13 protein-coding genes are annotated in these 14,178 nt (G+C 61.0%); 2 read left to right on the top strand and 11 right to left on the bottom strand.

Annotated elements, in window-relative coordinates:
- The first annotated feature begins 124 nt into the window (after window positions 1-124).
- Window positions 125-1,207 (top strand): cytochrome D1 domain-containing protein, encoded by a 1,083-nt coding sequence (locus HB633_RS00065; protein WP_213776052.1) that lies wholly within the window; start codon window positions 125-127, stop codon window positions 1,205-1,207.
- A gap of 45 nt (window positions 1,208-1,252) precedes the next feature.
- On the opposite strand, the gene HB633_RS00060 is transcribed toward HB633_RS00065, so the two are convergent.
- A complete protein-coding gene (locus HB633_RS00060; protein WP_255580673.1) occupies window positions 1,253-3,547 on the bottom strand; it encodes a TonB-dependent receptor in 2,295 nt (764 codons plus the stop codon).
- 176 nt (window positions 3,548-3,723) lie between these two features.
- Between HB633_RS00060 and HB633_RS00055 the strand changes: the two genes are divergently transcribed.
- The gene (locus HB633_RS00055; RefSeq protein WP_213776050.1) at window positions 3,724-4,782 is read left to right on the top strand and encodes a sensor histidine kinase; all 1,059 of its coding nucleotides are present in this window, start codon (window positions 3,724-3,726) and stop codon (window positions 4,780-4,782) included.
- Here HB633_RS00055 and HB633_RS00050 read toward each other — a convergent pair.
- From HB633_RS00050 to HB633_RS00005, 10 genes are read right to left on the bottom strand one after another with little or no spacing between them, the layout of a single operon-like run.
- Entirely contained in the window at window positions 4,698-5,414 is a 717-nt protein-coding gene (locus tag HB633_RS00050; protein WP_213776049.1) for a response regulator transcription factor, read from the bottom strand. The two genes, HB633_RS00055 and HB633_RS00050, sit on opposite strands and share 85 nt — an antisense overlap.
- Window positions 5,411-6,589 (bottom strand): pyrroloquinoline quinone biosynthesis protein PqqE, encoded by a 1,179-nt coding sequence (gene pqqE / locus HB633_RS00045; RefSeq protein WP_255580672.1) that lies wholly within the window; start codon window positions 6,587-6,589, stop codon window positions 5,411-5,413. The genes HB633_RS00050 and pqqE overlap by 4 nt, the downstream gene beginning before the upstream one ends.
- Window positions 6,586-6,858: a pyrroloquinoline quinone biosynthesis peptide chaperone PqqD gene (gene pqqD, locus HB633_RS00040; RefSeq protein WP_056363280.1), complete on the bottom strand. Its 273-nt coding sequence runs from the start codon at window positions 6,856-6,858 to the stop codon at window positions 6,586-6,588. The genes pqqE and pqqD overlap by 4 nt, the downstream gene beginning before the upstream one ends.
- A complete protein-coding gene (gene pqqC, locus HB633_RS00035; RefSeq protein WP_213776047.1) occupies window positions 6,855-7,592 on the bottom strand; it encodes a pyrroloquinoline-quinone synthase PqqC in 738 nt (245 codons plus the stop codon). Before pqqC ends, pqqD begins: the two co-directional genes overlap by 4 nt.
- A gap of 30 nt (window positions 7,593-7,622) precedes the next feature.
- Window positions 7,623-8,543, bottom strand: a complete 921-nt coding sequence (gene pqqB / locus HB633_RS00030) for a pyrroloquinoline quinone biosynthesis protein PqqB (protein WP_213776046.1) — start codon at window positions 8,541-8,543, stop codon at window positions 7,623-7,625.
- Between the two features lie 25 nt (window positions 8,544-8,568).
- Entirely contained in the window at window positions 8,569-9,135 is a 567-nt protein-coding gene (locus tag HB633_RS00025) for a cytochrome b (protein WP_213776045.1), read from the bottom strand.
- A gap of 49 nt (window positions 9,136-9,184) precedes the next feature.
- The gene (locus tag HB633_RS00020; protein WP_213776044.1) at window positions 9,185-10,009 is read right to left on the bottom strand and encodes a formylmethanofuran dehydrogenase subunit C; all 825 of its coding nucleotides are present in this window, start codon (window positions 10,007-10,009) and stop codon (window positions 9,185-9,187) included.
- The gene (fhcD, locus tag HB633_RS00015) at window positions 10,006-10,947 is read right to left on the bottom strand and encodes a formylmethanofuran--tetrahydromethanopterin N-formyltransferase (protein WP_213776043.1); all 942 of its coding nucleotides are present in this window, start codon (window positions 10,945-10,947) and stop codon (window positions 10,006-10,008) included. The genes HB633_RS00020 and fhcD overlap by 4 nt, the downstream gene beginning before the upstream one ends.
- A gap of 13 nt (window positions 10,948-10,960) precedes the next feature.
- Window positions 10,961-12,649, bottom strand: coding sequence for a formylmethanofuran dehydrogenase subunit A (locus HB633_RS00010; RefSeq protein WP_213776042.1), 1,689 nt, complete (start codon window positions 12,647-12,649; stop codon window positions 10,961-10,963).
- Window positions 12,646-14,010 carry a formylmethanofuran dehydrogenase gene (locus HB633_RS00005; RefSeq protein ID WP_213776041.1) on the bottom strand — a complete coding sequence of 455 codons (1,365 nt, stop codon included), beginning with the start codon at window positions 14,008-14,010 and terminating at the stop codon, window positions 12,646-12,648. The genes HB633_RS00010 and HB633_RS00005 overlap by 4 nt, the downstream gene beginning before the upstream one ends.
- Between the last annotated feature and the right edge of the window lie 168 nt (window positions 14,011-14,178).

The following is a 14,178-nucleotide window of genomic DNA, read 5'->3' as shown; positions in this document are numbered from 1 at the left end:
CCCTCATCCATTGTCAAGCGGCCGCCCGATGGGCTAAGTTGACCATGTCGCCGGCGATGCGAACGCATCGGCACGTCCCAGACTACTCAAGCGACGAACCAATAAAAAACACGCGGAGACGATCATGCAATTCAAGAGAGCGGCGGCGCACTTGGCGCTTGCATCGGTGACGACGTTGAGCGCGGGGGTTGCGCTGGCCGCCGCGCCGGTCGCCTATGTGACGAGCGAAACGGCGGGCGTCGGGGTTATCGATCTGGACCAGATGACGCTTACCAAAACCTTCGCCGTCGGCGACGATGGCCCGCGCGGCCTGAGTCTCACCGACGACGGCAAGCGCCTGCTCGTCGCGAACAAGAAGACTGCGGACCTTTCCGAAATCGATACCGCGACCGGCGAAGTCGTGCGTCGCGCGAAGATCGGCCAGAATCCGGAGTTCGTGCGGGTGTATCGCGGGTATGCCTATGTGACATATGAACCTGGCGAAAGCGGCGGTCCGCCGAAGGGAGCCGAAGGCCCTCCGGGAGCATCGGGAGCGCCTGGCGGCGCAGCGGGCAAGGACGATGACGACGCCAACAGTCCGCCCGCCGAGATCGCGATTGTCGACTTGAAGACGCTGCGCGTCATACGTTCGGTCAAAAGTGGGCATGAGACGGAAGGCGTCGAATTTTCCGCCGATGGCAAGGAGCTGCTCGTCACCAACGAGGGCGACGACACCGTGTCGGTCTATCACGCAGGTACGGGCAAGCCGATGCGCAGCATCAAGCTCGATCATGGTTCACGGCCGCGCGGCATCAAACGCTCCCCCAATGGCAAGCAGTACGTGGTGACGCTCGAGAACACCAACAAGTTCGTCGTTCTGGACGCGCGTAGCCTCAAGCCCATCAAGACCGTCGACACCAAAATGGGACCGTACGGCATTGCGTTCGATCCATCGGGCAAGCGCTTGCTGGTCGCGGCGGCGCGCGGCAAGACGCTTCAGGTTTTCGATGCCACGTCTTACGATCACATCAGCGACGTGCCCGTGGGTCAGCGCTGCTGGCACTTCAGTTTTACGCCGGACGGATCGAAGGTCCTGCTTGCATGCGGCCGGTCTAACGCGGTGTATGTACTCGATGGCAGCAGCTACCAGACCGTCAAGCAGATCGAAGGCTTGCCGTTGCCCTGGGGTGTCGTGACTTATCCGCGAAGCTCGGGGTCGATCGAGTAGTTCGAATAAAAAAGGGGTTCTTCTAGAACAACCCCTTTTTTCAGCTTATTTCCACGCGTACCGCAATCCAACCCATGCCCCGCGCGGCGCGCCGATCCCCAGGAATTGCTCGTTGATGGGGTTGGCGCCATCGAAGGTATGGTTTGCTCCGTTGAAGAAATTCTGGCCAAGGATGGCAAAGCTTGCGTAGTGCTTGTTGAGCAGGTTCGTCACGCTCGCGAATACCTGAAGCTGCTTCGTGATGTTGTAGGTCGTGTCCAGGTCGATCAGGAAATACCCTGCAATCTTGCCGTTCACATCCTGGTTGTCTTCATCGCCGCGAGCAAAGATGCTGCCCCGGTACGTCAGGTTGCTGCCGACATTCCACTTGGGCGTGGCCGCGTAATCGAGCCGCAGCTTCACCGTATTTTGCGGAATGCCTGGAATGCGGTCGCCTTTGTGCACCGTGATGTTGCCATCGTCGTCCGCGCTCGAATTGCTGCCGCTGCTTTCAGTCCACGTCGAACGATACGTTGCGTCCACGTAGCTGTAGCTCGCGCTCACGCCAACCGGTCCGTACTGTGTGCGTCCCGCAAGCTCGAAGCCCTGGCGCTGGGTCTTTCCCACGTTCTGGAAGAAACCGAGCGTGCTCGCCGCGCCGTTGCTGCTGACGAACTGGATGTCGTTGTCGAGCGTGGTCCGGTAGATCGCCGCACTCCACGTGGTCGCGTGTCCGAGTTGCCCGCGCGCGCCAATTTCGAATGTCTTCGATATCACCGGTTGCAGCGTCGGATCCGCAATGAAGTCGTTAGGCAAGGAACATGGCGACGCCGGATCGGCGCAGGCAAGTTCGATAGCCGTTGGCGAGCGCATGCCTTCGTTATACGTGGCGTAGGCTGTGAACGTGGATGTCGGATTCCAGTTGACGCCGACCGCCGGGTTGAAGCGCGAGAACGTATGGTTGCCGTCGAGCAGTGGCTGCACGCCGCTTTCATCGCCGATGACAGACTTCGACCAGTTGTAGCGCCCAGCCAGCGTCAGCGACCATTGCTGCGTGATCGACAACGTGTTTTCGATGTACACGCCGAAGTTCTGATTACGCGTGGCGGCGTCGGTCTGAGGCTGGAATCCGCCGATGCCTGTCGTTGCGCGTGAATCCGTGAACTCGGCATCCTGCGACGATTGCGTGAAGTGCGAGTTGGCGAAGTCCGCCGCCACGCCCGCGACGAACTGGTTGTCGTGACCGGCGAGCTTGCCGAGCAAGGTCATCTGCAGGCTTGCGCCGTAGCTGTCGGTGACGATCACGGATTGATCGTTGGTTGCCTGAAGCGTGTTGACGTCGCCGTCGTCGTCGACCGTGCCGAAGTCGTCGTTCACGTTGCTGCTGACATTCGTGTTCCGATAATGCCGGTAGTACACATTGCCGCTCAACTGCACGTTCGGTGTGAAGTAATGTTCGCCGGAAAAGGTCAGGTAGCCGACGCTGTTGTGGTTCTGGTCGGGGAATGTATAGGCCTGTTTGCGGTTATCCAGGAACGAGCGCGGAATGGTCTGCGAACCTTGCAGGGTGTTGTCGGCGCCGCCCATGGACAGCGACAGCGTGGTGTCGGCGTCGGTGTAGCGCAGTTTGCCGAACGCCTGACGCATGCGGCTGGAGTTGTGGTCGGCCCAGCCGTCGTCGTTGGTTGCGTTGGCGGTGAAGTAGTAGTCGAGGTTGCTGCCGATCACACCGCCTTGCTGGATCTGCGCGATCTTGCGTCCCCATGATCCCGCGGAGATTTCCGCTTCACCGCCCGGATTGCTGCGGCCGTTTTTTGTGGTGATCGCGAGCGCGCCGCCGAGTGTGTTCAAACCGAAGGTCGGGTTGGAACCCGGGATCAACTGGATGGTATTGATCGCCGCTTGCGGTATCAGGTCCCAATTGACGACGTCGCCGAAAGGCTCGTTGACGCGCACGCCATCGAGGAAAACCGATAAGCCTTGCGGTGTGCCGAGCAAGGGCGACGCAGTAAAGCCACGATAGTTGATATCGACTTGAGACGAGTTGCCTTGCGCTTCGTTGATATCGACGCTCGTGAGGTTGCTCGCAAAGTAGTCCGTAAGCGTGGCGCGATGCTGCTGGTCGATGTCTCGTCCGCGAATGGTCTGCACGTTGGCGGGCACATGTTCCAGTGGCGTTCCGATGCCAAGCAGCGGCGTTGTCCCGATCACGACGATCGGCGCGAGTTGCGTCACCGCCGTGTCAGATGCCGCCACGGGCGTAGCCGCTTCCTGTGCCCAGCTTGTCACGCTCAGGCCGGCCAGCGCGCCGCCAAAGCACAAGCGCAGTGCCCGGCGCCGCTTGAAGGGTAGCTTGTTCATGGTTGTCTCCTGCCGTTTATCGTTATCGATTTGCATCTTCGGTGCAGTAGATGAAAGCGTCCCACAAGATGCCACCGATGAGTTCGGGAAGACCTCCCGATTACGTAAGGAACCTTTCCCAGCCCTTGTTTTACAGACGCGACGCGAACGCGCGCGCTGAGTAGAATGAGAGCGCCATGCGACCCGAACCCCAACCCGACTCCACGACTTCTCTTGTCAATGCGCGCCCGTCTCACTCGGCAGCATGGCGCGACCTCGTCTGCGTGCTTGCGCTGACAATAACGGCGGCGCTCATCTGCATGCGCCTTGAAGTCGGCGAGTTGACGTATTCCCTGACGCGCCGCTTCGAGCGTTTTCAACTCGATGAATTTCCACCCACCCTGGTCGTGTTCGCTATCGGCCTGGCATGGTTCGCGTGGCGCCGGTATCGCGAGTCGCAGCGTGAATTGCTGCATCGCCGCGCGCTTGAAGAGAAGGCGGCACGACTGCTTGCTGACAATCGCCGGCTTGCAAGCGAAAGCATTGGCGCGCAGGAAAACGAGCGTCGACACCTCGCGCGCGAACTTCACGACGAACTCGGCCAGTATCTCAACGCGATCGCGCTGGATGCAGGGCGCATACGGGACCTGTCGACTCAGGGGGAACCCGAGGTTCATCGGCTGTCGCTCGCGGTCATGCAAAGCGCGAGCACCGTCTACAAGCAGATTGGCGGCATGATCCGGCGCTTGCGCCCCATCGGCCTCGATGAATTCGGCTTGCCCAGCGCGCTCGAACATTGCGTTGAAAGCTGGCGCGAGCGCTTGCCGCAGGCATCGTTCACGCTGACCGTTGACGGCGACTTCGCCAATCTCGCGGACGTGGTGAACATCACGCTGTATCGGCTGGTGCAGGAAGGGCTGACGAACGTGTCGAAGTTCGCGAGGAGTTCGCGTGTGGAGATTTATTTGGTTCGGACTTCAGACGATACGCGTGCGAGCCACGGGGAGATTGTCGTGACCATGACGGACGACGGTCCCGGTATCGATCTGACAAAACCGCGCGCGGGCCTGGGCCTGATCGGCATGCGTGAACGCGTCGAGGCGCTCGGCGGCGAGTTTCATGTCGCGAGCCAGCCGGACAGCGGGTTTCTCTTTTGCGCGCGTGTGCCGGTTCAGGCCGGATTGCCCGGGCTGAATGAACCCAGCGATCCAAGGGACCCGAGCGAGCTTGCGGAACTGGCGAAGTCGGAGAAATGAAGGCCCAGGCGATTCGCCATCTGCGCGAGTTGCACGCCGTTGTCCGCGCCGAATTTCTGACGAATCACCGATTGATGGTTGGCCACTGTCTTTTGACTCAGGCCCAGTCTCTCCGCGATGTTCGGCAACGTGTAGCCCTGCACTAGCAGCCGTAGCACCTCGAATTCACGCGCCGACAATTGCCGTCCCGGCGGCCCTTCCTGGAAAGCCTCGCGCAACGCGAGCGCCTGCGAGATGTCGGGGCTCAGATAGCGTGCGCGTCCGGCCACCGCGCGCACGCCTTCCACCAGCACGTCTGGCGCGCTTGCCTTCGTCACGTAGCCGCGTGCGCCGGCATCGAGCGCGCGCCGGACGAAGATTGTTTCTTCATGCACGCTGAAGATAAGAACGTGGGCGTCGGGCTCGCGCGCGAGCATGCGCCGCATTGCTTCAATGCCGCTTGCGCCCGGCAGCGCGAGATCCATGACAACCACGTCCGGCTTCAGCGCGCAGAAGCGCTGGTAGGCTTGCGCCGCGTCCGCGGCTTCGCCTGCGACGCTGATGTCCGGACTGAGCTCCAGCAAGCGCCTATAACCTTCGCGCACCACAGCGTGGTCATCGACGAGAAGAACACTGATATCCGCGATGGTCATTTGCGTGCTCCCGCAAGATCGGCGACGTCGTGAGGTTCGGGCTCGCCGCGTTCCTTCGATGCCGCCAGACGGCGAGAGTTACTGTCGTTGCGAAACACAATCGGATGCTCTTCGGGCTCGCGCTGTTCTGCGGCCTTTCTTACCACGTTGATCACCGTTTCGTGATGGGGTGATTTATCGCAGACAGGGTCCGCGTTGGCCGGGTCGCCCGTCAGCAGATACGCCTGGCAGCGGCAACCACCGGCATCGATGGTTTTCTCTTCGCAACTTCGGCATGGCTCTTTCATCCAGTCGAAACCGCGAAAGCGATTGAACGCATCGCTTTCGTACCAAATGTCGCGTACGGATGTGTCCTTGACGTTCGGGAAGGTGAGGCCTGGAAGCGAGCGGGCGGTGTGGCAGGGCAGCGCGGCGCCGTCGGGCGCAACGCCGAGGAATACGGAGCCCCAGCCGTTCATGCATTTCTTCGGCCGTGTCTCGAAGTAGTCGGGCACGACGAAGTAGATCTTGCAGCGATGACCGATTTTCTCTCTGTATCGCTCCACCACGGCTTCGGCTTCTTTCAACTGCTCGGCAGTCGGCATCAGTTGCGCACGGTTCGCGTGCGCCCAGCCGTAGTACTGCGTGTTCGCGAGCTCGAGATATTCGGCGCCCATCTCAAGCGCCATGTCGATGATCTTGTCCACGTGCGGCAGGTTGTATCGGTGGAGCACGCAGTTCAGGACCATTGGGAAACCATGCGCCTTGATCGACTTGGCAACGCGGTTCTTCAGGTCGAACGTGCGGGTACTGCTCAGAAAGTCGTTGAGTTCCTGGGTCGAATCCTGGAACGACAGCTGGATGTGATCGAGCCCGGCGTCCTTCAATGCATCGAGACGTTTGTCGGTCAGACGAATACCCGATGTAATCAGGTTCGTGTAGAAACCAAGTTGCCGTCCTTCGCGCACGAGTACTTCGAGGTCGTCGCGCAACAGTGGTTCGCCGCCCGAGAAACCGAGTTGCGCGGCGCCAAGCGCGCGCGCTTCACGAAGCACGCCGATCCATTGGTCGGTCGTGAGTTCGCTGCTGTGGTCCGTGTAGTTGACGGGGTTGTAGCAGAACGCACAATGCAGCGGGCACCTATATGTAAGCTCCGCAAGCAGCCACAGCGGCGGCGCAACGACGTTGGCGGTCATGACGCTTCCTCCAGCCATCCGCGCCGCCCGGCTTCGGCAATGAACAACCTTACCTCGTCGCCGAGATCCTGCGTGTTGAACGCTTGCTGCAAGTCGGCAATCAAGGTGTCGATATCGCGCGTGCCGTCACAGCGTTTCAGGATTTCGCCGGCGCTTTGATTGAGCTTCACCATGCCTTCGGGATAGAGCAGCACGTGCGCGTCCTGCGCCGGCTCCCATTGCAGCCGGAAGATTCCCTTGAGCTTCAGCAGAGGCGTGGGCGATGTCATTGCGGAAAGGCCTTTTCTATAGCGTCGAGCATCGACCACAAGATATCGAGTTTGAATTGCAGGATCTCAAGCGCGCGTTCCTGCTGTTCGCGCGTCTTGAAGTAATCGAGTGTGACTTGCAGGCCGTGTTCCACGTCGCGCTGCGCCAATGAAATGCGCGAGCGGAAATACGTGAGGCCGTCAGCTTCAATCCACGGATAACACGTGGGCCATGTCGCGAGTCGGTCCTTGTGGATTTGCGGCGCGAAAATTTCTGTAAGCGATGAACACACGGCTTCTTGCCACGGCGCGCGGCGCGCGAAGTTGACGTAGGCATCGACGGCGAATTTCACGCCTGGCGCCACATGCTCCAGCGACCAGAGTTCGTCGCGGGTCAGACCGACAGCATCGCCTAAGCGCGCCCATGTTTCGATGCCGCCTTCGTCGTCGCCGTAGCCATCGTGATCGAGAATTCGCAACACCCAGCGCCGCCGGGTCTCGCGATCAGGACAGTTCGACATCACCGCCGCATCTTTCAGCGGGATGTTGATCTGATAATAAAAGCGGTTCGCCACCCAGCCGCGGATCTGTTCCCGTGAACAACCGCCTTCGTTCATCTTTACGTTGAACGGATGATGGATGTGATAGGCCGCGCCCTTCGCGCGCAGTTGTGCTTCGAACTCTTCGCGCGTCCAGGGGGTCTTGCTTGCATCTCGGGTGCCTTTACGATTCGCTTCATGATTCGGGCCGTTCACATGTTTCTCCTGCAAAGTGCCAATGCGTGTTCAAAGATCGAATGCCATGCCGTCGAAGGCGATTTCTATGCCGTGCTCCGCGAGCCGCCGCCGTTCGGGACCGTCTTCTATCAGGATGGGATTCGTGTTGTTGATGTGAATGAGGACCTTGCGCGCTCCCGCACGTTCGATGGAATCAAGCACCTCGATCATGCCGCCCGGACCCGTTTGCGCAAGATGGCCCATGTCGGCAGCGGTCTTTTTCGACAGCCCGAGTTCGATCATTTCGTCTGGCGTCCAGAGCGTGCCATCCACGAGCAGGAGGTCGGCGGCGTTCATCGCTTCGAGCACGTGCGGTTCGAGCGCGCCCAAGCCGGGCGCGTAAAACGCACGCTTGCCGGTGGCCTCGTTTATGAACGTCAGCCCGATATTGTCACCGCGTTGCGGCGCCGCGCGATGCGGCGAGTAGGGCGGCGCCTTGCTCGACAACGGCAATGCTTCGATGCGAATTCCGGGCAACGCGGGAATGCTGAATGACGACCCGTCGAGCGGAACCGTGTGGCGTTCAACGCCGCAGTAATGCGCAAGTATCGATACAACCGGCAAGCCCGTGCTCAAGTCCTGCAGGACGGCGTCGGTGACATAGAGCGGCAGCGGCGTGTCGCGTTCGCGCAGCATCAGCAGGCCGGTGACATGATCGATCTGGGCGTCCATGGTGATGACCGCCGCAATGCCGCTGTCGCGCGCGCGCCGCGCCGGTTGCAACTCCGGATGTGCCGCGATCTGCGCGAGCAGATCAGGCGACGCATTCACGAGCAGCCAGTCGTCGCCCGTCGCGCTGACAATGATCGATGACTGCGTACGACGCTGTGCATCGACCGTACCGTTGCGCACGCCGGCGCAATTGCGGCAATTGCAGTTCCATTGCGGAAACCCGCCTCCCGCCGATGAACCCAGCACCTTGATTTTCATTAGCCGCGTTCCTCAATAAAAAAACTCATGGCAGCATTTTTGACATCAGGCCGTCGCGATCGATCAGCTGATGTTTCAGCGCGCCCGCGACATGCAATGCGATCAATGCGATCAATGCCCATGCGCAGACTTCATGAATGGTGAAGAAGATCTTGCGCAGGCCGGGATCGTCCCAGCCCCACATTGGCAACGGAACACCCCAAAAGCGCGTGCCGAACTTGTTGAACGACGAACCAAGATAACCGGTCAGGGGCATTCCAATCATAGCGACGTATAAAAGACCCTGCGTCATGCTCGCGGCGGCGCGTTGCCACGCTTGCATCGGCGGAAGCGGCGGCCTGCCTGCGACCAGACGTACCACGATGCGAATCAGCACAAGCAGGAAAACGGTCATCCCGAGCGATTTATGGAAGTTGATCAGGCTCGATTTGAAGGGCAGGCCCTTCGGCAATGCGACCATGTAGAGACCAATGCCAAGCATCGCGAAGATCGCGAGCGCAATGACCCAGTGCAGGACGATCTGCGAGCGGGTATAGCGCTGCACGCCGGCTCCAGTTTCGAGCGTCGCCGCATGCGGATGCGCAGTATTCATGGCGTCTCCTTCGCTCCTGGTCCCGGGGTCTCTCACATTACGCTGAATGTCACGATCCGACGATCAGCACTTCTCCGCGTCCGTCCACGGCAAGGTCGCCTGAATAGCGACGCGGCAGCGTGTCCGCCCGAAAACCCGAGAACGGCGCCAGTTCCGCCGCGAGCGAACGCGTCAGAAGGCGCCAGAACACATCGAAACCGCGGCCGCCATCGGTGAATGTGGGTGGTATCCGGTCTGGCTTTTGGGCGAGCAACACCGTGCCGCGGCGCATGCCATAGCCGAAATTCGGGCCTACATTCCCCGCAATGCCGATCGTTCCCGCAACAAGCCGCGACGCCGCGCATTCGCCGGCATCGCCGCCGATCAGCACCAGGCCGCGGCGCATGCGGTCGCCAAGGCGCGCGCCGGCGTTGCCGTGGACCGTCAGCGTGCCGCCGGTCATGCCTTCCATGTCGCCCGGCAATGCGCCCGCCGCGAAGTCGCCCGCGTTGCCGCCGAGCGTCAGACGGCCGCCTTTCATCTCGCAGCCGGTGAAATGGCCTGCGTCGCCATCGATTTGCAATACGCCGCCCGCCATTTGAAAGCCGGTGTAATCGCCGGCGGATCCATGGACATCGATACAACCCTGCGTCATCTTCGCGCCCAGGCGGTCGAGCCAATGCGCATCGCCTTCTATGACAAGCGCTGCATCGTTTTCGCCTTCGATTCGCGTGACATCGAAAATATCGCCGACCGCGCAGCTTTCATTGCTTGCGGGCAACACGAGACGCGCGATTTCATCCATTGGCAATGCCGCCAGCGCCGTCGGCAGCAAACGGTCTGCATTCACGCGAAAACCAGGGGCATTCCTGACGCGCAGCGTGATCGTGGTCATGCGCGCCTCCCGGCCACGTCTGCCGCAAGCTGGTGCAGATGGAAGTGATACGGGCCCAGTTTGCCGCCATAATTTCCCGCCGATATACGCAGCACGCCGGCCGTGCGCCCGAGTTCGACCGCCGCTGCGATGCCTGCGGTCATCGCCGCGCCCACGTCGGCGTCGGTCAAGCCGTCGATCACGATCTCCAGCACGCACCCCACTTCAGAATCCAGCTCGCTTTTTCTCGACAGACCGGTCAGCGTCGGGCAGAACGCATCGTTCGTCGATGCAGGCGCTGCAGCATATTTCGAGCCCACTTTAGAACCGGAGCGCACGACGCCGCCTGGAAAGGGCATGATTACATTCGGCAGGCGACGCATGGCGGCAACGGCGGTCTCGGCAACATGCAACGCGCTGTCCGTATCGCGTGCGAGGAACAGCAGGTTGCCGCCGCCTACCGCCTTTACCGTGACCGTGCTTTCTTCACAGACGAACTCGCCATCCATGACCGGGACGCGCCAATATCGTGTCTCGCCGATCATCTTCGAAATTTGCCAGCCATCGCCGAAAAAACGCAGGCCGCTGCCAAGCGGTGCGTTGTCCGAAAGCGGCGCGCGGCTTGTGGTTGGGTCGATGCCGCTGTAAACGGCGGTGGTCGGACAGGTCAGCACGCATTGGCCGACGCGCCGCTCGATTTGCTTGGCCAACTCTTTTGTCGATACCGCGAACATCAGGACGGCGATTCCAGGCCGTCCGTCGGGCGTTTCGTCGCCTGTCAGAACGCGCTCGATACCCGCCTCGCAACCGCATCCGATCACCGACGTCGCGAAGCCTGTCAGCGAATGCGCCGCGTGCTGCGCCCAGACCGGCGTGTGCGCGGTGATGATGAGGCGCGTCGCCTTCATCGGGAAGGCTTCGGCAAAGGTGTCGTCGATGAGCGTGTCGTTGATCTGCATGACCGTGTATGCGCTAGGCCCCGCTCAAGCACGCAACCGGCAGCAAGCGGCCGCCGCGGCAACACGCGCAGATTTCGTCGTCGCTGATGGCGACATTCGCCGGATTGCCGACCAGATTCGTCGCGGCATATGCCTTCAACGTCTTTTCGATGCTGCGATCGAATTCCGGCGACACGTAATGAATCCCGCCCGTTGGGGTTGCGACCAGCGTGCCGTCGCGTGCGACGAGTTGACCGTCCTTGAACACATAAGCCGGCGATGTGAACATGCGTTCCTTATTCGCATGTTCGCGATACACCGCGATATCCGCCGCCGCGCCCACACCCAGATGTCCGCGGTCGTTGAGCCCGAGCAGACGCGCCGGTCCGGCGCGCGTGATGATGGCGATGTCGTAAAGCGAGAACTCGCGTTTGAGCTCCGGCAATGTGCTTGCGACTTGCGCTTCCGGATTCAGCGTTGCGAGTTGCTCGTCGCGAAAGCCTTTGTCCATTAACAGGCGAATCAAATGCGGATAGCTCGTGAACGGCCCGCCGTTGGGATGATCGGTTGTCATCGATACGCGCCACGGATCCGCGATCAGCAGAAAGATTTCGAGTCCGATGATCCATTGCAGCGCGTTCACATAACTCTGCTCGCGGTATTTGAATGGCACGATGCCGCATCCCGCATCGCATTCAATGTCGCCGACAATCCACTTCTTCGGATTGCCGAGCGGCGCGTTTTTGAATTGCATCATGGTGTCGCCGGAAGCGGTGACGGTCTGCCCGAAGATAATCTGCCCGACATCGATGGACACGTTCGGCCGCGCGTTCACCGCCTCTGCAATTGCGATCGCGCCCGAAGAAAACTTGCGCGGTCCATCCACGCCGTAGCTATGAAACTGGATGTGTGTGAGATGGATCGGCAGGCCATCGGCGGCGTCCATGGTTGCGATCGTCGAATCGATATTGCCCGGCACGCCAAGGTTGCTTGCATGAACGTGAAGCGGATGGGGCACGCGCAAGTCGGTCAACGCGCGCGTCAACGTATGGAGCACATCGCGCGGCGTAATGCCGTAATGAACATGTTGTTCGTCCACGTTCAACGATCGCTGGTTGAACTTGAACGCCGAGATGCCGCCGGGATTGACCACCTTCACGCCGAGAGCCTTGCTCGCGTGCATCGTCCAGCCGACGTAATCACGCAGCCGTTCGTAGCTGTCGCGTTCGGCGAGCAGTTGCAGGAACAGTTCGTCGTTGCCGAGCATCACGTATGCGCCGTGATCGATGATCGGCGTGTCGCCCATTTCCAGATGCGTGTGGCGTGCGTTCGACGGCATCATCGCCGGTTCGAACGCGGCGGTGTACCCCATCTCCGCATATCGATACCCGGTCGCAAGCGTGCCGGGCGTGCAAACGCCGCATGAGGGCAGCTTCAGATAGCGGCCGTCGGCGCCGGTTGGTTCATCGGCGGCGCCTGAATTGCGATGATCTTCCGGCAAGAGCAAGCGCGACAGATTGGTTTTGCCGCCGCCAATGTGCGAATGCAAGTCGATACCACCCGCCATCACGACCATGCCTTCGGCATCGAAGTCGTGATCGATCGCGGCGCCGGGTTCTTCGGCGACGATACGCCCGTCGCGTATATACAGGTCGCGGCGCTCGCCATTGACGCGGTTGGCGGGATCGTAGAGCGTACCGCCTCTAAGCCGCGTCAAGCTCATGGCCGGCTCCCTGCGTTGGCTGATGTGGCGAGTGCTTTATGCAAGCGCTCAGCAATGAACGCAACCGTTGGCAGTCCGCTCGCTCGCGTAGCCGTGAGTGATGCGACCACGGAGCCATCGATACGAAAAACATGGCCGCCATGATTGATGCCCGGCGTCGCGACAGGGATGAATACCGTCGGTGCCGAGCGCTTGCCTATCAGATTTCTCATCGCCGGATGTCCCAAAACGATCAACGGGATGTCATCGGCAAGTGCTTGCGGCAAGGGCTCTGGCTGATACGCCGAGACCCACAGCAACGCATCGACTTCGCGCGTTTCCAGCAGCCGTTTTGTTGCGTAACGCAATGCATCGTGATCGAGCGGCGGTTCGCCGGGTAGACGCGTTAGCATCGACACACGCGTGCGCAAGGGAAAGCCCGATAGCCACGTCACGGCTTGATTGACCGTCAACGCACCATCGTCGCCGCCGAGCGCGAGGGTGCCTGCCCGTGTGGTCCGGTTGATCGCCTTGACGATGCGGTTCAATGCCTCTATCAACAGCGCCGCATGCGGCTCGGGCAGCGCTGCGGGTTCGTAGATCACGGCCGTGTAACGTGCGGCGCTCACGCGTTCCACCAGCGCCGCGAGTGCCTGGGACATGTTGGTATCGCTGAAAGATGCAGCGCCGCGGCCTTCCATCAGTGCTGACCAGATGGCGAGAAGATCGAATGGATCGGCGTCTTTGAGGATGCAATGCGAGTTGGCGTTCTCCAGATTTCCGGCTGCGGGATCGGCATCGCAACCGACGAAAATCAGGTTGCGCGGCTGGTTCGAGCCGCCAAGCACGCGTTCGTAGAACCTTGGATATTTCGCCGATGGCGTGCTGCGAAACATGATCAGCAAGTCGGCTCGCGCTCGCACTTCAGAGAGTGTGGTGAGAAACGCGCCGCGATCCTGCAATGCCGCATTCGATGCCGCCATGGAATCGCCATGCAGATGATCGAGGATCGCGCCGCAATCGGCGGCGAGGGGATAGAGCGCGCGAACGCCGGCGACGTCGGTGGCGAGTCCGCCGAAGAGCGGGCGCTTGGTGCCTTGCAATATTTCGATGGCGCGGGTCAGCGCCGAGTCGAGGTCGGTGTCGGTGTCATCGATTGATGGGGTTGATGCGGGGGTTTCTGTGAACCATGTGAGTGCGTTAGTGAGGCGAGGGCAATTAGTGTCGGGGGCGCTGAGTGTGCCGTCATCGTGGACGATGGTCGTGATGTCATCGCAGAGCAGGGGGCAAAACGGGCATGTCCAGTCGTGGACGCCCGGCGTGGCGGGTGACCTGATGGCTTGCGTTCCGGTGTTCGACGTGGGGGCGGACGAAAGGGGCATGGTGCCGGTAGTGCAAAGTCCATGCCGGTTGGGGGTGCCGGACTTCGCGTCCAGCGGGCCTGCTTTTTTCTTGCTGAGGCAGCACAGATTGTGCGTTGTTGGGACACAGTGTCACGGGGATTTGGGGGGGGGGGTCCTGCTGCTTAGGCTTTCGCGTGTTCCGTCTTG

Source organism: Caballeronia sp. dw_276, from assembly GCF_018449635.1.
In the GTDB taxonomy this organism is placed as follows: domain Bacteria; phylum Pseudomonadota; class Gammaproteobacteria; order Burkholderiales; family Burkholderiaceae; genus Caballeronia.
The sequence above is the reverse complement of the archived record's forward strand: the minus strand, read 5'-3'. Positions and strand labels throughout refer to the sequence as shown.